The sequence below is a fragment of the Bacillus sp. NH11B genome (genome assembly GCF_001884205.1).
GTDB lineage: Bacteria > Bacillota > Bacilli > Bacillales > Bacillaceae_G > Bacillus_A > Bacillus_A proteolyticus.
Window position 1 is genome coordinate 1 of record NZ_MAOG01000061.1, and the last position, 24,109, is coordinate 24,109.

The following is a 24,109-nucleotide window of genomic DNA, read 5'->3' on the forward strand; positions in this document are numbered from 1 at the left end:
TGAATAAATTTTGCTTTTCCATACCAATCACATCCTTTTTCAGAGTACTAGTATCAGTATGTCCAAGTTTAGGAGTGTTTGCACCAGAACCAAAAATATTAAATGATGCAGGATACTTTGACAAAGTCACCAAGGTCGATAAAGTCGGAAAATCTGGAAATGTTGCAAAGGCCAGCGAACTAAAATTCGGAAATACAGAAAAATTAGAATCACATTTTATAAAGCATGGTGGTGAATTTGGAGGAACATATTCCAATGCAGTTGAGTATCTAGCAGGAGCTAATAATGTAATAAAAAATGGAACAAAAGTTCAGTACAATTATAAAGGAGAACTAAGGACAGGATATGTTAAATTTATGAAGAATAGTAGTTTAACTAATCCCAAGGGTGTTCCTATAAAAAGTTACGCTAAGTTTGAATTTGTAGGAACAAATAATTTAGGAGAAATTACAACATATCATGTTGAAAGTGGTAAAACTTTTTGGAAATTGTTGAATAACGGTAAAAATATTCCTGTTATTAATCCTATAGAATAGAGGTGAAATTATGAATAACATGATAAAAATATATAAATTTGCCCCTTTTATTGAGGAAGAAGTAAACTTTTTAGTAAATAACCAAGAAGTTATAGGATTTGATGTATCACCAAAAAAGCTGGAAGTAGACAAAGAATATGAGGCTGAAATAGATATATTTGTAAATGATATTTTGGATATAGAGGAACAAAAAGATATAAATTTGAAAAAAATAGAACATATAAATAATTATAGTTATATGCTTTTTGGTGAAATGTTAAAAGATAATGTTTTAGATGTAGGTTTTTTTATCACAAGTGATTTATTTGAAGATTATCAGTACTTGATAGGACAATATGTTATTTTGAAAGTTGATAGATTACAACTGTATTGTGAATAGGCTATACACCCCTAGTTAACATAAGGCTACTTATCGGTAGCAAAACAGAAAAGGAACTGACTCATAAGATTATGAGTCAGTTCCTTTTCCACTCTTTTTTATAATATATGTAGAATTTCATAATAGTAAAAAACAATATTTCTAACCTGTCCATAGTATCGGCCCCACCTACGCCAGATACCCTGATAGCCACTCGTGCCATCCAACCCATTATTATTATAAAAGAAAACGCTTACAATGTAAAGGATTTCCTGATTTTTTATGTTTTAAAAAACACAATTACTCTTATCTAAAAGATAAGAGTAATTGTGTTTACATAAATTCCGTTATTGGAAGTTATAAGCACAGTTTGTATTATGTTTAGGTAAATCTCAATCTTCATCAAACATATAAAGTTCCTAAAATAAATCAAATATGATATTAGTTATGTAAGTTTCTAAGAATGACAGTATTAAGAATACGTTTCTTTTTGTTTTATTAAAAGTACTCTCTTCCATTTTATAGTTTAACTCGAATGAAAAGAATACTAAGAGAACAACAGTTGTTGCAAAACTTACATACATAGGTGTTACTAGAGTGTACCCGTAAAAAGCACTTATAAGTAGTACAACTATTACTTGAATAATAATACCTTTAAACAATCAATACCTTACTGCATTTAAAAGACCTACATCTACTATCTTAATGTCTTTCTTTACCATCTTCTTAATTATACTTCTCAATAAGTCTTTCTTGATAAAGTATAAAGCTACCATTAGAAAAATAGCTAGTTGTAATACAATTATTATGTAGTTCATCAGTGAAGCATACGAAGTCATATCGTTATCCATGAGTCTACCCCAAAATACTTTTAATAAGTTTTATTTCCTCTACAAAGAAAAACACTAAGTGTATAGCATTTATTACGAACCATGATATGAAATTTGAGTTCTTTACAGTCTTTAATTGATTTGACTTGGTATTGGATAGTTCTATCTTTAAAGATGTTAGTATAATACTGTTAGACATAAAACCTAACAATATGAATCCGAATAGAGGTAAGTTTGTTATTATACCTATTATCATAATTCCGATGTATACTATAGTCAGTTTCTTAATGTACTGTTTGTCTTCTTTTAATTTTTCTATGTCCTTATTTCTAAACCAGTCTCTTACTATTCTTACAAAGACAATACTTTGAAACACCAATACAATAATGCTTACAAGTATAAGAAAGTAAGGCTCTAGTCTACCTATACTAAGTTCAAGCAAAGTCTGTTCCTCCTATTTATGTAGTATCGGTTTCAGTACTTGGGAATAAAAGTATAACCCTTCTGATAAGAGTCCTCCACTATATGACGTACCACCAGAATTTTAATAAAAATATACGCTAAGCAAATTTCTTATGTACATTCTTTTTATGTTATTAACTACATCTTTCTAAAATACGAGCTAATTCTTCATGGTTTGTTTGCATAACCCAATGCCCACCTCTTTGAATTGAATATACATCCCATTTTCTCTCCTTTGCTATTTCAGCGGATCTTTGAAAAATAGGGGCCATTGGCCAATTTGCAGGATGATCAAGAATTTCTATATATGTATGTGGGATCTCATTCACTATCGAATTATTCATTTCAATTGATTGTGTAAATGCTAATAGCGGCATAGCAACTTTTCTTTGATCTGACGTATTTCTTGGAATAATACGCCATCCATCTCCATGAACCTTTACTTCTTCTATAAAATGTGAAGACATTTCCGGGCCAGAAATATCCATTACAGAATCTCCGTTATTTGGAATCATTGCATCAATATACACAATATTTTTAATGCATTCTGGAATAATATCTGCAACCCCCGTTATTACCATTCCAGCATAGCTATGCCCTACTAAAATAACCTCCTTTAATTTTTCATAGTGAATAACATTCACAATATCTTGAATATATGTTTTTAATCCTACACCCGGATGTGCAAGGTGCGCTCTTTCTCCAAGTCCCGTTAATGTAGGTGTATATACTTCATGTCCCTCTTTTCTCAACTGTGTTGCAACTTCCCTCCAAACATATCCACCATCCCATGCACCGTGTACAAGTATAAATGTTGCCATAATATCTCTCCCCCTCTAATACATTTAACATTTTATATTTCCAAAATCCATTATAATACATTTTTACAAAATTAACCTTTTAGGAGTACGGAAACGATTCAAGGTATGATGGGCTACTACGAAAGAATTTTAAATTAATGCAATAAAAACCGTAGAAATTAACCATTTCTACGGTTTTATGCTCACCTAAGAACAGCACACTACTGCATCATCAAATGCATCTTCTGGAATATACACCTTATTACCCTCCACTTTATATGGAATGTTATTCCTCTCTAGTTTGTCTGTGTTAACGTTTTCTGGATTCTATAACATTGATTACTAGGAGGAATGAAAATATCAAATAAGACAATAGAAGAATTAAAAAAGCGGGATGGTACGAGGGGAGAAAAATAGACATATCAGAAAATGTAAAGTTTCTTGAAGAAAGAGGCTTTGAAATTTTTGAAAGTGCAAAAAAATTTATGGAGGAGTTTGGAGAATTACGAATCAATGTTGAAAAGATTCGTTCAAATGGGTCTAAGACAATATCTGAACATACCACTTGTATTAAGGAAGTGATAGGTGTGTTAGATAGTTCGTGTTTTGGCTTAGATGATTTTATTGATGATAAAGTTATTCCTATAGGTTCACTATATGATTTCGGTTAGGACCAGGAAGATTATTCAGATCAACAGGGTGGATAGGAGACAGTGCTTTGGGATGAATTTAAAGGGGAGTAATATTTTTTTAGTTCAAAATTATCTCCTAATCTCCTATAATGATAAATCCAATTTCTATAAGAATATTACCCTCTTTTTTGTTAATTATGTATAATAATAGAAGGGGGTATATATATGAATTATAAAAAAACAATAGTAAGCATATTGCTAGTAGCTTCATTATTTACATTATCTGCTTGTAAGGAAAAAGAAGTAGTAAAGCCAGTAGAGAAGAAAGAAGAGCCTCAAAAGGAACATATAACATCAGATAAAACAGAGGAAGTCACTACAGAAAAAGAAAAGCAAGATGAACAAAAGAAGGAAGAAGGACAAATTGGTATACAAACAACAGTAGAAGAACTTCAGCAACGTATTGATAAACGCGGTTATATACTTTACACGGATCATCCGATTCGCCGTGTTACAAGTGAAAATAATCGAACTACCGATATATCTAATTATGGTGATTCGGTTGTTAATATTCGCACAGAAGAACCACTTGAAAATTTATCGCCAGATTGGGTGAAAGAAGGATATGCATTTATAACAGTACAACAAGATCCTTCTTTTCAATATAAATCATGGGATGAAATAACAAATTTAGAAAGGGCACTTGTAAAAGTAGCATATGCATCAGTTTCTGCATTTCGTGTGCTAGAAGCTCCTGCAAGAAAGGAAGATTTCTCAAATACTGCTGAGATTACAGAGGCACTTACATACCTCCGAAAAGGTGGAGAATTTGATTATATGGCTCCTGTCGCCCAAGGCGGAGTAGATCAAGGGCTATTTCAAAAGAATGATAAACTGAAAAAAAGTTGGAGTAAGTTAGCAAACATAGAAAACCCTAAAGAGAATAAAATAGCTTTTTCCCAAGCATATGAGGAGGCGAGACAAGAGACGAATAATATGATAGGCCTTCTAAATATTTTAGTGTCTAAAAATTATAAGGAGCGTCTGTCGCAGCTTCCTAGTAAATAGGATGATAAGATATCCAAATAAGGCAAGTAAAATCTCTAAACATGCGAATTTAATATTGGACATCATCCCGAACAAGCTGAAGACATAGGAAATCTCATAATAAAAACAAAGGGGAAATATAATATATCTGATAGTGTACGAACACTCGTCGATGAAAAAACCGGAGAAAGACTTCAAATAAAAGATAACTCTGCGTTATTTTTCATTCGAAATAAATATTGGACTTGGATTATTCTAGTTTTAGGTTTTGGACTTACTATTACTGTTAGTGCGCAATTATCATAATTTTTTTATATTAACTAATTTTAATAATTTAAATTAGTTATTTGGAAAATTATATTTTTTTACAGTAACTACTCAGCTATACATTGTTTTTAGAAGGTTAGTAAGGGGGATAATTGCTGCCATAAAGAAAAAAATGGCCCTACACCTCGCTGCATTTCTGTGTTTTAAAACTTTGCGCATGGCAGAAAAAGGAACTGACCGCTTCTATGCATCGCCAGTCCCTATCGCCCATTTAAAAAAATGCTTTTCTTTCTTTTTTTACAGAGTAACTGAGTAGTTACAAAATTTATTCAAATTAAGACTCCAATTATATAAAAACTCATTAGTCTTTTATTGGAAATGTTATAATGGTAATTGTGGTTTTTTTCTGGAAATGGGTGATGTTCGCATAATTATTGGATTAGATTCCTAAGCAGTAGTTGAAGCATTTTCTACGTTTTTATCACAAGATAACTTGAATTTGCAACAAACAAAATTTGTTGAGTTAATCTAATCATTTATTATGTTGTGGGAAACGAGACATTTGCATGCTATTGCAGAAAAATCCATTTTTAAGGTAGAGGTTACTTTGTGAACTACTCGCCACTTAGCAAAGCTTGAAGTGGGAGCTTCTCAGTTCCACGACGAAAGTAACCTTTCGTCTCCCTGAGCGTTACTTCGGGGTGTTCCACCCCTAGATGTCCAACGCTTGGACGCTCTTTTGGTACGGTTGATATTTTACGCAGGAACCGAATGGCTTGGTTTTCGCACTCTATTTTCTTCCTGCAACCTCATATATCAAGTTATCAAAGAACTTCATATAGCTAGTTTATCAAAAGTTTTTGGCGATTCCAAACCGATATTCACCTCCCACCTACCGTTGGGCTACGCCCTTCACACGCTTGAGGAAGGAGAATTCTTTCGGTAAATTCGATAAAAGCTTATTAAAATATTAAAGGGGTATATGTTATGAAACCGAACAAGGTATTATCCATAGTACTCCCTATCATACTCTTAACAGGGTGTGGTGGGGAAGACAAGATAAAAGAAAAAGCCGAAGCAAAGCAAGAAGAGAAACAAGAATCGAAGAAAGTAGCTAAAACTCATAAAGTACCTGCTGAGTTTTATAAACGAGATATCAACACTTATTGTAAGTATTTAGAAGATGACTTTAAAGCATACAACAATGAACTGAGTCATATCTCGGATAACACTACTACAAGGGAAGCGATTATAGATAGAATTAAACGACTCGAAAGAACAATTGATATGTTTAATGAAGTTGACCCTCCTAAAGAGTATGCAGACGTCCATAAAGATGTAGAGAGTTCAATGGAACACTTCTCAAAGGCAATGAAACTATCGAAAGAAGTATTTTCTAGAAAAGAAATGCCTAAAGGGGGTAGAACTGATAAAGAATTACTAGAAGAGTCTGATAATGAAATCAAGAAAGGTGACGAGTACTGGTTTAAATTCATAAAAGAACTTGGTTTCACAGAAGGCTCTCCTAACAGAGCAATAACAGAAGCTCAATTAAACGAGTTGGATAATAAAGAAGGTACTAACCTTGAAGCAGTAGAAAAGAACGTAGTAGATGGAACTGAGTTAATTGCTAACTGGGGTTTTGAAACGAAAAACGGTTTCCAACCTTCTCTTATCTTAAAAGGTGGTAATCCAAAACAGTTTGAAGTTTACCTATATGGAGATTATCCAAAGAAAGGTAACCACATTGAAGGTACATGGACTTATGATGTTCCATCCAAAGAGTTACGATTACATATCGACAAACAATTTGTAAATGGTCAGGAAGCAGAAGTTATTCATAAAGACCTTAAGTACAAAGTACAAAACTATGATAAAAAGAATTTGCAATTATTTAACCAAGATTCTATGAAAATAACTCGATATACAAAGCAAATGTAATGATAAAAAGGAAACGGATTAGGTATAGTCGCCTAATCTTTTCTTCGTCGTAACTATCCAGCCCATAGTTAAAAATGCAAGACAAATAGAGGTAATCACTACGATCTATTCTGTTTTCCTCTGATTGGGGTACCGCCACATCGCTATCAACCTAAGAAAATACAACTCTCCCAGAACGAGATTTTGTCCTAACTTGTAATAAAAAAGCTCATTTTTTCGTTTTGGGGTGGATTTGTTTTCTTAAGTTGATGGGCATGTATGGTGACACCTAAATACATAAGTTAGATAAAAAGGTATAGCATCCATAACGGGTGCTTTTTTTCTTAGTTATATAGAAATTACACATTAAACGTGAATTTGAACAGAATGGACATTTGGATTAAAGGATATCATATAAATAGGTAGAATCTAGTTATTTGGTTCACATTTTAATCCAAGGGGTACAAATTCGATGCGACGTGAAAAGGATTTGTTGAAACAATGGAAGGCGGATTTGCAAGCTATTCAAGAGGAGAAAAGGCTGAAGAAGAAGGCTAAGAAAAAGAGCAAGAAATATAGTGTTCCTGGTAATACAGCTGATTTCATGAATGGCAAGAATACTTATGGTAAAGAGAATGGGGTATGGAAGCAAAGAAATAAATAATGTAAGGATAAATGAACTTGATTAAGTTTATAGCAATTATTGTAGGCGCTGCCGTGATCTGGGTGGCGTCTTGTTTTATTTTGCGAAGGAAGTGACGGGATGTTTTGGTTGGGATGCCTCAATTGGTATTTAGTAGGTACGCTTATTACTTTACTGATGGTTTAGTTTGGTTATCGGATTAGCGAGATGAACAAGGCAGAAAAGTGCCATGATGAGCCGGTGTTGAAGAAAATAGAACAGTTAAAGGCGTTAAGAGATGATAAGGGGTGAGGGGATGATTAATAAAATCAAACAATCTATCGTTACGACCGACATTTATATCGGTTTATGGATTGAGGGACTCAGACGATAATCCTAACAAAATAAACGAACACAATGAACGAAAATAGAGGAGGAATAATGAATTTCGGACAAGCGCTTGAGGAAGTAAAACAAGGAAAAGGAATATGATTGCCACAATGGAGTGAGGATGTTATTATCTGCGCTCAGTACCATGACGAACATAGTAAAATGAATGCTCCTTATGTTTTATAGTTGCGCGTAACTATATGTATATTTATCATTTTAGCCAATTCATCTCCCACCTACTCACTTCGCGTTCCTTGAGGAAGGAGTCTTCTTGGCTAAAATGATAAAAATATTTTACTTGCTGAATTTAGTAAGTAAGCAAAAAGGAATCCTTATAAAAAGGGTTCCTTTTTGTCTTACATTAATGTGATTTTATTTTAGATTTTCTCATTAGCTGATAAATTATAAGATCTAGCTCCTGGCTAACGTGAATTACTTTCTTGTGACTAAACCCGTATTTTATAACCAACTGAAACAATTCTTCTTTTCGCTTTTCTATCGTATCATTTAAAGTCTTAATATCCACTTTTAGTTAAAAACTCCCTTATCGCTTTACTCTTATTTGGAAACATACTTAAATAAACAAACAAAAAAATAAGATTGGAGAATTCCATCCTATCTTTAAAACATGGGGTAAATAAAATTGATAACCATCATATTTTTATTATATATTATTTTTAGTTAATTTGGTGCATTAATTCCATATTTAACATTTATATCTATATCGGGTGAATTTATTACAAAATGAGCTATAAATGATTACAAAATCGAATGTAAACTTTTACCCATTAGTTTATATTCATTTCCTTGACTTTATTAGGTCTATCCTACCTTAGCTATTTTTAGTAAAAACACTGAGAAAAGTATACATTCAAGAATGTATACATAAAGAGATTACAAAATCTATTCGAAGTAAAAAACTACTTAATTGAAATGATCTAATTACTCAAAAATCTCATAATCATGATAATATATTGTTTAAAAGATGTTAAAAAGGAGGACATAACAATATGACTGATTCTAAACAAAAAACACCCCTTTGGGAATGGTTTGCTTATCTTGGAGCAACCGTAACAATTATAAAACTTGTATATACATATTTATTTTAAAATCAAACATATACATTCTACACAACCGTAGTTACCATAATCCCACTTATTGGGATTCAATGTATCTAGAAAAACCCCCTTCAGTTTACTTGCTGAAGGAGGTTCGTATTTACATAATTATCGTTCTCGGAAGTTCTCATAAATAAGCCTAATAGGCTTATTTATTTTTTATTATTTGCAGTATATCTTGAGGATCTATTCGATTTGTATAATCTGGATTCACATGAGTAAATGTAATTTCACCAGCTTTATTAATTAAATAAGTAGCTGGTATGGGTAAGGCCCAAGAGTCATTTCCATTGTATAGAGGTAAATTTGCTCCAAACTTTATATAGTATTCTCTCATATAATCAGGGACTGTAAATTTAATTCCATATGTCTCTGATACCTTATCATCTAAATCACTTAATACATGATATTGTAGCTGATTTTTTTCATGTGTAGTAAGAGTTTGATCAGGTATTTGAGGGCTAATAGCAAGTAATTGTATATTTTGTTCCTTTAATTGGTCTAGGATAGCCTGGTATGCTCGCAATTCCATATTACAATAAGGACACCACACTCCTCGATAAAATGTTAGGATAACAGGTCCTTTCTTTAGTTCTTCGTATAAAGTGACAGGAATCCCATTATGATTATGCAATGTAAAATTAGGAGCTTTTGTCCCCACATTTAAACTAAATGTTTTTTTAGATGCTGTTAATTCATCTGTTGCTCGTTGCATAATTGTTTGAACATTTTTGGGAATCTTGGCTACATAGTCTTTTTTAAATTTTTTTACTTGTTGTGTATAGTTCATATCAAATCCCCTTTCATCTCTATGTTAACACTAAACAATAGTATCAGGTACTAATTTTGTTTTTTTATAGAAAGTAGTGACGTATTGTATGAAATGTTAATTCGTTTTAAATGTTATAAATTCTATAATCTAAGTGAATATTTTATACACTTACGGTTAACATAACGTCTCATTATTGGTAGCAAATATTTTGATAGAATCCTTGTTTTTATAAGGTTTCTTGGGTTCTGGTGCAAAAAATCTATAAAACTTGGACATACTGATACTATTACTCTAAAAAGGTATGTGATTGGTATGGAAAAGAGTAATTTGTTCAAATGGAAACACTATCAGCCTGATATTATCTTAGTATTCGTGATTTAGTGGAAATGATGGAGGAACGGAGTTTATCCATTTCTCATACAACGATTATGCGTTGAGTTCATCAGTATGGTCCTGAATTGGATAAACGGATCCGACGTTACCTCAAACAAACAAATGACTCTTGGAGAGTCGATGAAACATATATCAAAGTAAAAGGTCAATGGATGTACTTGTATCGTGCTGTTGATTCGAAAGGAAGCACAATCGATTTTTTCCTAAGCAAAACAAGAAAGCTTTGCGGTCTATTCATGTTTCAAAGCCTCGTGTTATAACGGTCGACAAGAATCCAGCTTATCCTATAGCAATTGAACAGTTGAAAAAAGAAAAAGCATACCTAACGGTATGCGACTTAGACAACAAAAGTACTTGAATAACATAGTAGAACAAGATCATCGCTTTATAAAGAAACGAATCCGTTCTATGCTAGGGTTCAAATGCTTTGACACAGCTACATCCATTCTTTCTGGAGTAGAGGCTATGCATATGATTAAAAAAGAACAGATTGATTTACGGGACCAGTCTGTCCAAAACCAGAAAGAATTCATCCATCAATTGTTTGAACTTGTAGCATAAAATACAATTCTGTTAGGAATATATGCGTTTTACTGGTTTTCATTTTATCTTTGCACCAGAACCTTTTTTGTATTTGGAGATATTAAAATCTCTTAAATCGATGGGCTTAGCTAGTTATTTATAAGAACGCATCTTATTTAAATTTATATTCTGATGCAATTTTACATATCCAAATAAAGGGAAACAGTATGCAGAGTATGATTAAGTTATATTAATAGTTTATTAAATTATATTTAAATAAATTGAAATAATTATTTTTTTATTAGATATATCAAGTTGTAACTATTATAATTACTAAATTAAAGTTAAATAGTAATTTTGTTAGTATAATATTTTAACTTACATAAATACATTATATTCAAATAATTAAAATCAATCGACAAAATTCTACTATTTACGCGTCGGAAAATTCGTGTTTAAATAAAACCACAACTGGTATGACCAGTGAAAATATAGCAGATACCACTTGTGAAGTTTGATCTCCTTATAAGATTAAAATTATTTAAGTTTGAAAATTCATAATCTTATTGCATTAAAGTGTTCTAAACTCTCAAGGGTATCACAATCATAAAAATTAGTATTCTAGTTTTTATAATAATTTACAAGCAGGCTCAAAAATTTCAATAGAATAGGAGAAAGAAAAATGAAAAAATACAAAAAATTATTAATGGTTGCTCCACTTGCATGTATGTTAGGAACAGGATTTGTTGCTTTACCAACTGCATCTCATGCAGATGCAGCACCAGTAGCACAAGTAAATGATGTATATCAACAGGGAAGTACTTACTCTAAAGAAAACATAACAAAGGTTTTATATATGAGATTAGCCAGGGGTATAGAAGCTTCACCTGAATTACGTCAAAAATTTAAAATAGCAGATGATGAATCTGTACAACGAGAAAATCCTGCTACGTCCTTTACTGACCCTAACGGTAATACTACAAAATCTCCTGCCATTGATTATGGTTTACAGGATCAATTGAGTAAAGTGACTGTTGCAAGTACTGGAACAAATATTACGGTTAATCCAACTACAGTTACTGAAGTAGAAGCGGGTAAAATTGAGCTATTAAGTTATAGGAATGACACACCTCTTACACAAAAACAATTTACAACAGAAAAACAAATGAAACGTGTAGATACTGTTACTGCGACAAACCAATATGGGTTTAAATTAGGATTTGAGTCTACCACTGAATTTAAAGTTGATGCTCTTGTAGCTTCAGCTAAACAATCATTTAAAGCTAGTGCTGAATTTAATTTTGCACATACAGATACAAATACCGTTACTAATGAGGAGACTGTTATATTTAAGGCACAAGAAGTACTTGCTGCCGCAGGTGGAACAACGAATTATTTTACGAGGGTTGGAAAAGCGAAATTTTCGGGGTCTTTCCAAACTGACGCGGCTTTATCTGAACTAAAATTGAAACTGCCTATAGTTAAAAAGAATAGTAACCAAACTGTAGTTCATACTGAAGAAGTTACTCTAACTTCACAAGACATATATAATCTTTTCAAAAATGTACCATATATACCATTACCAGCATATTTAAGTTTTGATGACAATGGTAAAAAAGTCTTAGTGAAAAATGCAACTTTTGACTATACAGGAGAAATGGGTTATAGTACAGCGGCACAAGCGGAATTTATCCCATTCGATCAAAATCAACCAAAACAAACAATGCCATATGAAAAATATGAAACAAAAGCACAAGATAAATCTCTTTAAGAAAAAACTAGAAAATTAGACTATAAAATTCCCAAGAACCCTTTGTTCGAAGCAAAGATTCTTGGGAATTTTGATTTTGGTGCTACCCCTATGAGCAATAGATAGTTTACGTTCTTCCATCGTAAATTATGTAATTTTGCATAAAATTACATAAATTCAGTATTTTTATTTTTTTCGACATGGATAGACAGTATAATTTTCGTGAGGTTAATATTTCAGAAAATTATATGAGGTGAAAAACATGAGTAATAAAAAAACTTTAGCTACAGTTGCATTAACAACAGGATTAGCTTTAACAACTGTAACACCATATGGAGTAAGTCATGCAGAGGAAACAGATCAACTACAAGTGCAAATTCAGGAGGATTCATTCCGTACAGGTGATCTTACGCAACCATCACAAAAGGCACCAGAGAATGTAGTAAAAGATGCTCTTAAGGAGAAAACAGAGCAAGCTTTGTCTCAAAAACAAGTGAATGGAGAAACAGGAGTAGATTATAAAGTCCTTCAAAAACGTGGTTCTTATGATGGAAATACACTTGTGCGTTTGCAACAAACATATGAAGGAAAAGAAGTATATGGCCATCAATTAACTGCGCATGTAGATAATAAGGGTGTTATTAAAAGTGTTTCAGGAGATAGTGCGCAAAATTTAAAACAAGAAGATTTGAAAAAGGCTATTAATCTATCAAAAGAAGAAGCGAAACAATATATTTATACAAAGTACGGGAACGATATCAAGTTTATTTCTGAGCCAGAAGTAAAGGAAGTTATTTTTGTTGATGAAAATAATGGACAAGCTAGCAATGCATACCAAGTTACATTTGAAGCTGCAACACCAAACTATGTATCTGGTACTTATTTAGTGAATGCACATAATGGAGAAATGTTGAAAAATATGCTGAAAGAATCGGACTTAAAAGCTAGTGAAAAGCTTGTTGGAGCCTTAAAAGAAAGTAGAAAAAGTAACCTTGCACCATTAACTGGGACAGGAAAAGATGATTTAGGTGTATCTCGTACATTCGGCATTTCTAAACAAAGTAACGGGAAATATGCGCTTGCTGATTATACACGAGGGCAGGGAATTGAAACATATGATGTGAATTACAGGGATATTACTAAAGAAGAAAAATATTATCCTGGAACATTAGCAACTAGCACTTCAACAACGTTTAATGATCCAAAGGCGGTAAGCGCTCATTACTTAGCAACAAAAGTATATGATTTTTATAAAGATAAATACAAGCGTAATAGTTTTGATAATAAAGGGCAAAAAGTAGTATCAGTTGTACATGCATGGGACTCTGAGGATACAAATGATCCGAAAAATTGGCAGAATGCATTAAGTGCTGATAATGGTAGTATGCTTGTATATGGAGACCCTATTGTAAAGGCATATGACGTAGCGGGACATGAATTTACACATGCAGTTACATCTAGTGAATCTAATCTTGAATACTATGGAGAATCTGGTGCGATTAACGAGGCATTGTCTGATATTATGGGAACATCTATTGAGAAATACATAAATAATGGGACTTTTAACTGGACAATGGGAGAACAAACTGGATCAGTTTTCCGTGATATGGCAAATCCGTCTTCAGTTCCGTCTTCAGCTGGGGTACCTTATCCAGATGATTATAGTGAATTTAACGATTTTAATGGATGGGATCAAGGAGGCGTTCATTTTAACTCAAGTATCATTAATAAAGTTGCTTATCTAATTGCAACAGGTGGAACTCATAACGGTGTAACTGTAAAAGGAATTGGCGAGGATAAAATGTTTGATATTTTCCATTATGCAAATACTGATGAATTAAACATGACTTCTGATTTCTCTGAATTAAGACTAGCATGCATTCGAGTTGCGACGAATAAATATGGAGCTAACTCAACTGAAGTTCAAGCGGTTCAAAAGGCTTTTGATGCAGCAAAAATTAAGTAAACGAGAAATATAGTTCTTATCGACATTGAAGAACTCATCGCATTATTATTGTATAAGCAAGAGAGAAGCCGTATTTTGCCAATGTTTCGACTACGTTATGGAAAGTCAGATAGTAAATTAAGTATTATCTAACCTTTTATAAATAATTAACAGAAAATTTGTTTTTTTTATGGTAATAATTAATATATTAGGGTGAAGGGTATTATGAATGCACATATAATCGAAAAGGAAGAAATGATAACATTATTAAGCAGTTGGTATAATGCAATTATTTCTCAACATATAATAAAAGCTAAACACTTAAAAGAAGAAATAGATAGAAATATTCATAGTATTGAAGGAGATAGTAATATCTCTATCTATTATTCACTACTTAACTTTAGATATAATTTATTGGTTTGTGATATAGATGGTTCTAAAGACTGCCTAGAAAAGCTTGCTCCATTTCCAGAGCAAGCTGAAACATATTTGAAATATTATTATCATTTCTTCAAAGCTATTTATGCAATTTCAATTGGAAATCATAATGAAGCAAAGGGACAATATGAGAAGGCTGAAAAACTTTTAGCAACTATTCCAGATGAATTAGAAAAGGCTGAATTTGATTACATGTTTGCAGTATTCCATTATCATTCCTTAAACCCATTGTTGGCTGCTAAATATGCAAATAAGGCAAAAGAGATATTTTCTAAACATACAGGGTATGAAATAAAAGTTGCTTCCTGTCAAAATACCATAGGACTTTCTTGTACTAAACTTAGACTATATGAAATTGCGGAGGATAATTTCATTTCGGCTCTTAGAATATTTGAAAAATATAGTGAAGAAAAACTAATAGGTAAAGTAAAACATAATTTAGGATTATTGTATGCAGATCAAAACCTTTCAGAGTTAGCGATTAAATATTTAAAGGATTCTTTAAATAATAACCCCAAAACTATGTTTTTATTAGCAAGGGAATACTATAAGTTAGGAGATAATTTTCTTGCTGCAAATCTAATTAATCAAGGATATAACCTTACAACACTAAAAGAATATAAGTGCCATTTTGCTATCTTAAGAGAACTGAATAAGGAATCTAAGGTTGAGGGGCTAGAGAAAGTTATTATGATGGGAATCCATTACTTCAAGAAAGAAAATCTATGGGGTCATGTAAAAACATATGCTTCAATTCTCGGAAATAAGTTCTATGACCTCAACAATTATGAACAAGCCAGTAGATACCTTCACATTGCTCTAGATGCTGACAAAAAGGATTTAGAGAAGGGAGCCTGGAAATAATGAAAAAAGTACTTTTCACTGTAATGATTTTTACAGGGATTTTATCTTTTGGTATTGCTAATCAATCTATTGAAAAGCAATCAGTTAAAGTTAATCTACTTTGTTTAGATCATGGAGAAACTATCTAATTGAAAAAGAGAGTGCCTTCTTTGAAAAAGATGGTTCTATTAGAAAAAAAGGTGTCTCTAAAACCTTTTTACCTGGATTATTTGATGAAAAGGATCAATCCGTACTGGTTTATTACAGTTTCGAAGAAGGGCCTGCCTATACTGGTTGGAAAGAAATTGATGGTAAAAAATATCATTTCGTGGGTGGCAAACACTATACTTTCGATGGTCATGAACCTATTGACGGAAAAAGATATTATTTTAATCAGGACGGAGAAGCTAAGCTAACTGGGTTTGATAAAGTTAACAATAAAATATACTATTATAACGATAAGGGCGAAATGCAAACAGGATGGCAAGAAATCGATGGTAAATGGTATTACTTCGATGAATCTGGAGCAGCTAAAATAGGATGGTTCGAAGTTGGTGGCGGATACCACTTCCCTGATTACGGATACTTTACTTATTATGCTAAAGAGGATGGTTCTATTTATACAGATACCACGGTTGAAATTAATGGAAAAACCTATAATTTTGACAGCCATGGACACAAAGGCTATAAGCGATACAAAAAAAAGTCTATTTTTATAAGTATGACTCGTTAAAAGGGATGCCTTTATCTGATTTAAGCATACAACCCTAAAGAATAAAAATGCCTGTTCCACTCAGTGAGTGAAAAAATCGTTTGAAGAGTTAGCTTATATATATAAAATGGGCCATATTATGTACTGGATTTTATCCCTATAATATGGTCCATTTTATTTTTACAGGTATACTCATTTCTTGTTGATTCGATCCTTTGCGATTGACGAAAATAAAAATATTTTTGCTCAATTGAAATCACTCTATGAGGTTTTGAGAATTTCTTGCTGTAAAAAATGTCGAAATGTATATAACCACTCTAAAAAAATAAACCCTAACTCAATTTGTATAGTACTTGAGGTATAACAAATTCAGATAAGATTATCTCTCATACAATTATTTCTGTTAGTAATAATTTTATATGTATCACAAAAAGCACGTTTATTTTTCACAAATTTCACACATTTTTTTGGTATTCTCTTCTATAGTGATAACTAATAGCTTTGAGAGAAGGGAACTGTATATGAAAAAAAATTGTTCTTCTCTTCTTTTATTTTTAGTTTTTTGTTTTCCAGGAGTAAGTATTCATGCTGAGCCTACATTGCAATCAAAAATTGACGCGGCTTCCCCATATGAAACAATTAAATTAGAAAATAGAGCTTATAATGAAACGATAAAAATATCGAAACCGATTACAATACAAGGGGATAAAAATACTAAAATAATCTCTTGTGGTAAGGATCCTATTATTACAATAAAAAAGGAAAACGTTATCCTTAAAGATTTGAAAATAGAACAATGTAATGATAATACAGATCAGCCAGCGATATTTGTAGCGGGAGATAAGCACTACATCAGTGGATTGGAAGTTCACGCGTCATACATGGGGATTAAGTTAGAAGATGCTAGGAATATAACAATTGAGAACAGTATGATTGTTGGACAAAGACGAGCTAATGGAATTGATTTATGGCAATCCAATCGTAATCGTATTGAGAACATCAAAATCCAAAATGTCCGTGATGGTATTTATTTAGAAAAAAGCAATAATAATACAATAAAAGACAATACAATCTGGCAATCTCGTTATGGAATACATCTTATGTATTCTGATAGAACTGTTGTTGAAAGAAATATATCAAAAGAAAATACAACAGGCGCTATGATTATGGGAACAAAGGAAACATCTGTAGTAGGAAATCACTTTATTGACAATAAAAGTAATGTTCATGCACAAGGCTTATTACTATATGATGCGACAAAAACAAAAGTGTTACAAAATGAAATTGCTAATAATAGAGTAGGGATTTACGTAGAAAAGGCAAAGCAAAATACTATTATGAGTAACTCAATTTCTAATAATTTTATCGGTTTACAATTTAAAGATGCCAGTGCAAATGAATTTACTCAAAATGCAATGATAGGGAATGTTAATGAGTCGCAAGCTACACAAAGCAGGGAAAACAATATCTATAAAAATTATTGGGACGCTTCTTTAAAAGTAGATACAGATGGTTCAGGTACTAGTAATATTCCATACAAAGCAGATGCCTATTTTCTTTTGTTAACACAAGATATTCCAGAATACCAGTTGTTCTTTCAATCACCAGGTATGCGTATTTTACAAAGTTTCATAAACATTCCAGATCAATCTTTATTGGTGGACAAAGAGCCTAGTATGAGGCCAAAAATTGTTTTGCAAAAAGGTGAGGGTGTGGGATTTCAGTCTAACATTTTGGTTGTAAGTGTAAGCATGTTACTAATAGGAAGTATATTGTTTTTTTTAGGGAGGAAAAATTGATGAGAGTAAAGTATATGTTATTTACTATTTGTTTATGTTTGGTATTTGCCGTAGTAGGGTGTGGTAAGAAAGAAACCAAGCCAGTTGCTATTAATGAAAAAAATGATAAGTGTGATGTTTGTAATATGGCAGTAATGGATAATCAGTTTGCAACTGAGGCTATTTTAGAAAATGGAAAAGCTTTAAAATTTGATGATATTGGTTGTATGTATAAATGGATGGATGAACATAAAAATGAAAAAACACAAGAGAAATTTGTAAGAGATTACACTACAAAAGATTGGGTTGCAGTTGATAAAGCTACATATGTATATGACAAATCAATTAAGACGCCGATGGCTTATAATGTCATTTCTTTTAAAGAGAAGAAAGATGCAGATAGCTTTGTAGAAAAACATACTGGGGAAATCCTTTCTTATAAAGAACTAGCAGAACATAAATGGGAAATGAATAAAGAGATGATGGGAAAAGAAAAGAAAGATCATGGTAGTGGACATTCTCATTAATATGATACTATCGCTATGAAAAAAATAGTTAGAAAAAGGCAACCAACTATGGTTGTCTTTTTCAGTAGAGAGGTGAGTAGGTATGTGGAATATATTATATTCAGAATGGCGTAGTGCAGTAAGGGGTAAGTTTGCCTACACGTTTTTGTTTCTTTGGATAACTATGTTTTCTGTAATATTTGTTATGGAAAGAAATACTCAGGCTTTAGCAGGGTATACAAATGTAACTGGGACAATGGTAAACCTTATTTTATATATAGTACCTTTACTTATGTTAATTATAGGAGCATTTTCTATTGCAGGCGAGGTGGAAAATGGGAAATGGAGACTTTTATGTACGTATCCTTTAAAGAGTACTTCATATGTAATAGGTAAAACAATTGGACAATTTATAGCACAAACAGCTATTTTTTCAATGAGTTTTGGTGTAAGTATAGTAATTGGGTTGGTAAGCGGTAGTAATTTTGATATGTTTTGGGTAGTAGCAACGTATATTTTCTCTGTTTTACTAATCTTTTTATTTTTATTACTAGGAATAACAATTGGCTCTTTTTCTATAACAAGGTGGCAAGCTTTAGCGATAAGTATTGTAGTTTGGTTCCTTCTTATTATGATGTGGCCAACGGCTTTAATTAGCATCCTTAATTTTGTTCCATATTCAATGATCGCACCATTAATAAAAATGTTATTGTTTTGCAATCCAGCTGAATTCCTTCGAATTATATTTGTAATTCAATTAGGTGGTGGAGCAATATTTGGGCAAGTATATGATCAACTGGTAATATTTTTTCAAAGTAAAGCTGCTATTTGGATTCTATTAATATATTGTATTATCTATACAATTGTGTTCTTATTTGTAGCGGGATGGCAAATGGAGAGGAGAAGAAAAAAATGACAGTATTAAATCTTAACGAAGTATGCAAACGATATAAAAAGAAAATAGCATTATCTCCAATTTCATTTCAAAGCAAAGCAGGAGAGTGTATCGTATTATGTGGTGGGAATGGGGCAGGGAAAAGTACGCTCCTTGATATAATAGCTGGAATTACAACTCCTACAACGGGTATCGTTCAATTAGATAATATAGAATTACAGGAAGATAGAAAACAGTATGTGAGTAAAATAGGTTATATGCCAGATGATTTTCATGCACAGCAAGATATGACAGTTCAAGAATTTTTATTGTTTTATGCCGCTTTTCGAAATATAGGAAAAGAAAAAGTACAAGCCGTTATTAAAACAATAGGATTAAATGAGAAACAAAATGAACGCTTACATAGATTATCTAAAGGGATGAGACAGAGGCTTTTATTTGGGCAGGCGTGTCTTGGAAACCCTAAAATTTTGATACTAGACGAACCGACAAATGGGTTGGATCCGTATTGGGTAGATGAATTTTTAAAAATATTAAAAACATTAAAAAGAAATGGTACAATGATTATTTTTTCCACACATATGATGGATGTAGCTGCTGAAATTGGTGATCGAATACTCTTTATGAAAGAAGGAAAAGTCATACAAGAAATAAAAAATGATGGAGATTTAGAAAATTTAACGATAACATTACTACAAATGCATAGAAGATGAATACATTAACATCTCTTTTATTACTTGAACGTTATAGTGAACTACTCGCCACTTAGCTAAGCTTGAAGTGGGAGCTTCTCAGTTCCACGACGAAAGTAACCTTTCATCTCCCTGAGCGTTGCTTCGGGGTGTTCCACCCCTAGATGTCCAACGCTTGGATGCTCTTTTGGTACGGTTGATATTTTACGCAGGAACCGAATGGCTTGGTTTTCGCACTCTATTTTCTTCCTGCAACCATATATATCAAGTTATCAAAGAACTTCATATAGCTAATTTATCAAACGTTTTTGGATATGCCAAACCAAAATTCATGTGCTACCTACCGTTGGGCTATCGCCCTTCACACGCTTGAGGAAGGAGAATTCTTTTGGTAAATTCGTTAAATCGTTGGAAATAATGCATCACCCGAAGCAGTTTAAGCTCCTTTATCCAAATCAGATATACCTATGTATTTTACTAAAATCCCTATTGATATAACTCTTCGGCAAATAAAGAAAACTCTTGTGTTGGATTCATGTTCATAAAAAGCACGTGACCCTTTCTCATTAACATAAGAGAATAGTAACCTGCTTTCAACGTCAAAAAAAGTCTAAATCCATCAACTGAAAGTATATATTTATACAAAGAATGGTTTGTTTTTCATATAGATTTTGTTAAAAATCTCATTATATATCTATAAAAACAGAAAAAATCATATTATGGAAATAAAACCTAGGATATGACCCATTTTTACACGTATCTCGGCTGAATCCCATGTACACCTCGCGTTTCATTATTTCACTCTACACCATACTCTATGTGTATGCGAAAAAGAGCAGAGCAAAAAAGCCGTACCATGATGATGGACGACGTTTTTCACACATTCACATATGCATTAATTATATATGTGTGTGTTAACTCACTAACATTATTCTTAATTCGTACGTCTTTGACTCTTTTTTTTCTTTACAAAAGTAATTAATAGTAATATCGGCGGGATAATCAAAATATAGAAGAAATTAACTGTTGTAGCCACATTTCCAAAGTGACTTACCTCTTCTTGACCATTTGGGAATATAGAAATCATATATACAATGGGCATTAAAATAAAAACAAAGGTTTGTTTCTTTGTCTTCTTAAATACAGATGTTAACACAATCACCATCATATCTATATAGATTATAGTAGTCGAGAAAATGGTAATAATCCAAGTCATAAAAAAAAAGGAATCAAACCTTTCTAAAAACTCCCCAATCTCTACTTCTTTTCCTAATTCTAAAACCGGATACACCAACTCTTGAACAACAGATTGAGAAAAAACACATATACAAATTAAATAAGTAATTGTGTATAACATTACTACTACTAACAACGCACTTACTACATATACTGGGGCTTTTTTAGGGTTACTGACTAAGAAACTATAATATAATACAACCTCAAATCCTAAGAAAGCAAAACCAGAATTTTTCAAGCCATGAATATAAGCCATTGGTGGTGTTTTTAAAATCGGAAATAGATGAGTGAAATCCATATTATTTATATTCAACATAAATGATATAATAAGCGATACTATCACAACATATAAACCGAAAATGCAAAATTGTACTAAAGCCATTCTTGATCCACATAAACCATACGAAAGAACCAATACAAAACAAAAAGCAATAATTTTAACATCTGTATTTTCCATTAAATACAGATTTACTATTACAGAAATACTTCTTATTTCATAAGCAGCAATACAAAGATAAATACATATAGCTATTACCGAAAAAAGAAATGCCACAGGTCTTGAAACTAATGTACTTGTGTATTCATAAAAGGACATTTGCGGAAAATAAGTAGATAATTTTGTAGAAATCCAGCCAAGAATAACAACTACAAGACCTGAGCCCAACAATACAACCCATCCATCCGCAAACAAGGTCCCACTTGCAATAGTATTGGGTAACGAAAGTAATCCAATCCCACAAATATTACATATAACCAAAAATGCTAGTTCTATCAGAGTAAGACTTCTATGATATGGATTAGATCGCATCTCAAGGCCACCAACTTTAAAAGAATATAAGTTAGCTTTTCCTTTTACATGAACGTTATGCATAAAAATTCCATATCTCAATTAGAATGAAATACATCTCAATTTAAATAAGTGACTCATTATCCGATTGCTGACACTATACGCTTGCCCACAATATATATTTTTCTTAAGTTGATGGATGTGTGGTGCTAACCCATCGCCATCAAGCTAAGAAAATAAAACTACCCCCAGAACGAGATTTTGTCCTAACTTGTAATAAAGAAGCTTATTTTTTCGTTTTGGGATGCATCTACTTTCTTAGATTGACAGATATAAAATATGAACTTTTAAGGAAAGTATTAACGATTTGCAAATTGTATCATATACAACTTTTCTATGTCTCACAATCATGTAGCATAATCCAAAAAATTGAAACCTGATAGGGTTTATTTTGTATGCAAATCTTTAAAGAACTTACATTGGATCTTTAGAAAACAGAAAAATATTACGTGAAATTAAACTTATATAAGCTTAGCAATTATTCTACTCATATAGCTGCGATCAATATCAAATTTTTCGACTAAATCGTTTGCAATCCACTCTCCATGAGTTATTCGTTTATTTAAGATAACGTCGAAATTATTTATAAAATTCCGGCCCATATTGATATATCTATCACATATTAGTTGTATGAGCCATGGATAGCCCTCATTCCTCCATCATTCCCACCAATCATTAAATTCAGATGTGGTGGTTTATTTTTTGAATCACTAATGTATCCTTTTCAGATCCAATGACATTTACTTTATAAGGATGATTTGTCAGGATATTCATTAATTGATTGGCCATATATTGAGGGGTGTAAACTAGGTCGTTTTTAAACCAATAGACCAGCATTCCTAAGATGGAATAGGCTGTATAATAAGAATTTATTTCATGATTAATATGATGGTTTGGATTTATTCGTACCGCTCTTAAATTTTTTAAAAAATGGTTATTGATTGTTTCACACAAATACTCTTGAAAACCTGAATACACATGCTTATTCAGCATTAATTGATAATAATCAACATTATCCCAAAAATGCGTAAATAGCGCCATTGCCGCAGAAGACATTTCTTCAAATAGGATATCCTTGTCGTTTGGGTATGAGTCAACTAATGCTTTAATCAAGTCTTCCATCTTTTCTTGAACTATTTCTTCTAATAAATTTTCTTTGCTTTCGTAATGGAAATAGAATGTTCCTCTATTACAATCCGCTCTTTCTGCAATCTCCGTAATGGATATTGACTTTAAATCTTTTTCTGCCATTAATGAAAAAAGAGATTTTTTTAAAGCTATTTTTGATCGTTTAATTCTTCTGTCCGTTTTCGGATTATTTTTCATCAAATTCCCCTCCAATGTTCAATATTTCATAAAAAAAAGACACATACAAATGATTTGGTTGATACTCGACAATACTAGCTTTTTTGATTATGGTCATACTCTGTTCTCGATATTATAATATAACTAACAATTGAACGATAACAAACAACTGATTGATAATCAACAATTGTTTGTTTTCGCAAATTTCAAACAAGAAAGAAAGGAAAGTGTATGAGTACAAAACGAATACGATCAAGTTTACGAATTCTCGACCAATTAACAGATATAATTGAATCCAATCATATTACTACCTAAAGTAATGAACGCTTATAATTAGGGTTTTGTGACTGATTAACGAAAACATATCTAAAAAGAGGTATACACAATGAATATAAAGCTAAAACGTCCAACGACAATGAAAACTTAGTTGTTTGAAGACGTTAGAAAAAATGAAATCTTGTTTGGAAGTTTTATGGAGATTTGTGAGCTGATT

Annotated in this window: 19 protein-coding genes and 4 pseudogenes; 16 read left to right on the forward strand and 7 right to left on the reverse strand. The window is 32.0% G+C overall.

The features are described 5' to 3' along the window. A pseudogene (locus BAU27_RS09200) lies at positions 1 to 536 on the forward strand (hypothetical protein); the annotation flags it as partial. A gap of 10 nt (positions 537 to 546) precedes the next feature. Then, on the forward strand, positions 547 to 915 hold the full coding sequence (locus BAU27_RS09205) for a hypothetical protein (RefSeq protein ID WP_071770699.1): 369 nt from the start codon (positions 547 to 549) through the stop codon (positions 913 to 915). Between the two features lie 641 nt (positions 916 to 1,556). On the opposite strand, the gene BAU27_RS09210 is transcribed toward BAU27_RS09205, so the two are convergent. From BAU27_RS09210 to BAU27_RS09220, 3 genes are all read right to left on the reverse strand, one after another. Next, the gene (locus BAU27_RS09210; protein ID WP_071770700.1) at positions 1,557 to 1,745 is read right to left on the reverse strand and encodes a hypothetical protein; all 189 of its coding nucleotides are present in this window, start codon (positions 1,743 to 1,745) and stop codon (positions 1,557 to 1,559) included. A gap of 4 nt (positions 1,746 to 1,749) precedes the next feature. Continuing rightward, positions 1,750 to 2,166: a hypothetical protein gene (locus tag BAU27_RS33345; RefSeq protein WP_071770701.1), complete on the reverse strand. Its 417-nt coding sequence runs from the start codon at positions 2,164 to 2,166 to the stop codon at positions 1,750 to 1,752. A 154-nt stretch (positions 2,167 to 2,320) separates the two neighbouring features. Beyond that, on the reverse strand, positions 2,321 to 3,007 hold the full coding sequence (locus BAU27_RS09220; RefSeq protein WP_071770702.1) for an alpha/beta fold hydrolase: 687 nt from the start codon (positions 3,005 to 3,007) through the stop codon (positions 2,321 to 2,323). A gap of 330 nt (positions 3,008 to 3,337) precedes the next feature. Between BAU27_RS09220 and BAU27_RS09225 the strand changes: the two are divergent. From BAU27_RS09225 to BAU27_RS09250, 4 genes and pseudogenes are all read left to right on the forward strand, one after another. Continuing rightward, positions 3,338 to 3,713: pseudogene (locus tag BAU27_RS09225) on the forward strand (SUKH-3 domain-containing protein). Positions 3,714 to 3,843: 130 nt separating this feature from the next. Next, complete coding sequence (locus tag BAU27_RS09230) at positions 3,844 to 4,686, forward strand: hypothetical protein (RefSeq protein WP_071770703.1); 843 nt, start codon at positions 3,844 to 3,846, stop codon at positions 4,684 to 4,686. Positions 4,687 to 5,919: 1,233 nt separating this feature from the next. Beyond that, positions 5,920 to 6,873, forward strand: coding sequence for a DUF3994 domain-containing protein (locus BAU27_RS09245; RefSeq protein ID WP_071770705.1), 954 nt, complete (start codon positions 5,920 to 5,922; stop codon positions 6,871 to 6,873). Positions 6,874 to 7,324: 451 nt separating this feature from the next. Next, positions 7,325 to 7,516 carry a hypothetical protein gene (locus tag BAU27_RS09250; protein WP_071770706.1) on the forward strand — a complete coding sequence of 64 codons (192 nt, stop codon included), beginning with the start codon at positions 7,325 to 7,327 and terminating at the stop codon, positions 7,514 to 7,516. Between the two features lie 709 nt (positions 7,517 to 8,225). Here the strand turns inward: BAU27_RS09250 and BAU27_RS09255 are convergent. Both BAU27_RS09255 and BAU27_RS09260 read right to left on the reverse strand, forming a co-directional pair. Then, entirely contained in the window at positions 8,226 to 8,390 is a 165-nt protein-coding gene (locus tag BAU27_RS09255; RefSeq protein ID WP_071770707.1) for an aspartyl-phosphate phosphatase Spo0E family protein, read from the reverse strand. Positions 8,391 to 9,130: 740 nt separating this feature from the next. Further along, a complete protein-coding gene (locus tag BAU27_RS09260) occupies positions 9,131 to 9,772 on the reverse strand; it encodes a peroxiredoxin-like family protein (protein ID WP_071770708.1) in 642 nt (213 codons plus the stop codon). Positions 9,773 to 10,066: 294 nt separating this feature from the next. Between BAU27_RS09260 and BAU27_RS30870 the strand changes: the two are divergent. The 10 genes and pseudogenes from BAU27_RS30870 (at position 10,067) to BAU27_RS09305 (ending at position 20,249) form a co-directional block, all read left to right on the forward strand. Further along, positions 10,067 to 10,708 (forward strand): annotated as a pseudogene (locus BAU27_RS30870) (IS6 family transposase). A 643-nt stretch (positions 10,709 to 11,351) separates the two neighbouring features. Next, entirely contained in the window at positions 11,352 to 12,440 is a 1,089-nt protein-coding gene (locus tag BAU27_RS09270; protein ID WP_071770709.1) for an ETX/MTX2 family pore-forming toxin, read from the forward strand. Between the two features lie 241 nt (positions 12,441 to 12,681). Continuing rightward, a complete protein-coding gene (locus tag BAU27_RS09275; protein WP_071770710.1) occupies positions 12,682 to 14,385 on the forward strand; it encodes a M4 family metallopeptidase in 1,704 nt (567 codons plus the stop codon). Positions 14,386 to 14,589: 204 nt separating this feature from the next. Beyond that, positions 14,590 to 15,666, forward strand: a complete 1,077-nt coding sequence (locus tag BAU27_RS09280; RefSeq protein ID WP_071770711.1) for a response regulator aspartate phosphatase — start codon at positions 14,590 to 14,592, stop codon at positions 15,664 to 15,666. Continuing rightward, the gene (locus BAU27_RS33210; protein ID WP_302848834.1) at positions 15,666 to 15,794 is read left to right on the forward strand and encodes a hypothetical protein; all 129 of its coding nucleotides are present in this window, start codon (positions 15,666 to 15,668) and stop codon (positions 15,792 to 15,794) included. The genes BAU27_RS09280 and BAU27_RS33210 overlap by 1 nt, the downstream gene beginning before the upstream one ends. Before the next feature lie 17 nt (positions 15,795 to 15,811). Beyond that, positions 15,812 to 16,378, forward strand: a pseudogene (locus BAU27_RS09285) (N-acetylmuramoyl-L-alanine amidase family protein); the annotation flags it as partial. A 500-nt stretch (positions 16,379 to 16,878) separates the two neighbouring features. Further along, positions 16,879 to 18,156, forward strand: coding sequence for a right-handed parallel beta-helix repeat-containing protein (locus tag BAU27_RS09290; protein ID WP_071770712.1), 1,278 nt, complete (start codon positions 16,879 to 16,881; stop codon positions 18,154 to 18,156). Then, positions 18,156 to 18,662: a nitrous oxide reductase accessory protein NosL gene (locus BAU27_RS09295; protein WP_071770713.1), complete on the forward strand. Its 507-nt coding sequence runs from the start codon at positions 18,156 to 18,158 to the stop codon at positions 18,660 to 18,662. Before BAU27_RS09290 ends, BAU27_RS09295 begins: the two co-directional genes overlap by 1 nt. Before the next feature lie 82 nt (positions 18,663 to 18,744). After that, entirely contained in the window at positions 18,745 to 19,557 is an 813-nt protein-coding gene (locus BAU27_RS09300) for an ABC transporter permease (RefSeq protein WP_071770714.1), read from the forward strand. Then, complete coding sequence (locus BAU27_RS09305) at positions 19,554 to 20,249, forward strand: ABC transporter ATP-binding protein (protein WP_071770715.1); 696 nt, start codon at positions 19,554 to 19,556, stop codon at positions 20,247 to 20,249. Before BAU27_RS09300 ends, BAU27_RS09305 begins: the two co-directional genes overlap by 4 nt. 913 nt (positions 20,250 to 21,162) lie before the next feature. Here BAU27_RS09305 and BAU27_RS09315 read toward each other — a convergent pair. Next, positions 21,163 to 22,335: a GerAB/ArcD/ProY family transporter gene (locus tag BAU27_RS09315; protein ID WP_071770716.1), complete on the reverse strand. Its 1,173-nt coding sequence runs from the start codon at positions 22,333 to 22,335 to the stop codon at positions 21,163 to 21,165. A gap of 657 nt (positions 22,336 to 22,992) precedes the next feature. Then, positions 22,993 to 23,637, reverse strand: a complete 645-nt coding sequence (locus tag BAU27_RS09320) for a TetR/AcrR family transcriptional regulator (RefSeq protein WP_071770717.1) — start codon at positions 23,635 to 23,637, stop codon at positions 22,993 to 22,995. Between the last annotated feature and the right edge of the window lie 472 nt (positions 23,638 to 24,109).

Bases quoted from the DNA above. Each gene is read 5' to 3' on its own strand.
- BAU27_RS09205 (WP_071770699.1), top strand. From the start codon at position 547: ATGAATAACATGATAAAAATATATAAATTTGCCCCTTTTATTGAGGAA.
- BAU27_RS09210 (WP_071770700.1), bottom strand. From the start codon at position 1,745: ATGGATAACGATATGACTTCGTATGCTTCACTGATGAACTACATAATA.
- BAU27_RS09220 (WP_071770702.1), bottom strand. From the start codon at position 3,007: ATGGCAACATTTATACTTGTACACGGTGCATGGGATGGTGGATATGTT.
- BAU27_RS09230 (WP_071770703.1), top strand. From the start codon at position 3,844: ATGAATTATAAAAAAACAATAGTAAGCATATTGCTAGTAGCTTCATTA.
- BAU27_RS09245 (WP_071770705.1), top strand. From the start codon at position 5,920: ATGAAACCGAACAAGGTATTATCCATAGTACTCCCTATCATACTCTTA.
- BAU27_RS09250 (WP_071770706.1), top strand. From the start codon at position 7,325: ATGCGACGTGAAAAGGATTTGTTGAAACAATGGAAGGCGGATTTGCAA.
- BAU27_RS09260 (WP_071770708.1), bottom strand. From the start codon at position 9,772: ATGAACTATACACAACAAGTAAAAAAATTTAAAAAAGACTATGTAGCC.
- BAU27_RS09270 (WP_071770709.1), top strand. From the start codon at position 11,352: ATGAAAAAATACAAAAAATTATTAATGGTTGCTCCACTTGCATGTATG.
- BAU27_RS09275 (WP_071770710.1), top strand. From the start codon at position 12,682: ATGAGTAATAAAAAAACTTTAGCTACAGTTGCATTAACAACAGGATTA.
- BAU27_RS09280 (WP_071770711.1), top strand. From the start codon at position 14,590: ATGAATGCACATATAATCGAAAAGGAAGAAATGATAACATTATTAAGC.
- BAU27_RS33210 (WP_302848834.1), top strand. From the start codon at position 15,666: ATGAAAAAAGTACTTTTCACTGTAATGATTTTTACAGGGATTTTATCT.
- BAU27_RS09290 (WP_071770712.1), top strand. From the start codon at position 16,879: ATGAAAAAAAATTGTTCTTCTCTTCTTTTATTTTTAGTTTTTTGTTTT.
- BAU27_RS09295 (WP_071770713.1), top strand. From the start codon at position 18,156: ATGAGAGTAAAGTATATGTTATTTACTATTTGTTTATGTTTGGTATTT.
- BAU27_RS09300 (WP_071770714.1), top strand. From the start codon at position 18,745: ATGTGGAATATATTATATTCAGAATGGCGTAGTGCAGTAAGGGGTAAG.
- BAU27_RS09305 (WP_071770715.1), top strand. From the start codon at position 19,554: ATGACAGTATTAAATCTTAACGAAGTATGCAAACGATATAAAAAGAAA.
- BAU27_RS09315 (WP_071770716.1), bottom strand. From the start codon at position 22,335: ATGCATAACGTTCATGTAAAAGGAAAAGCTAACTTATATTCTTTTAAA.
- BAU27_RS09320 (WP_071770717.1), bottom strand. From the start codon at position 23,637: ATGAAAAATAATCCGAAAACGGACAGAAGAATTAAACGATCAAAAATA.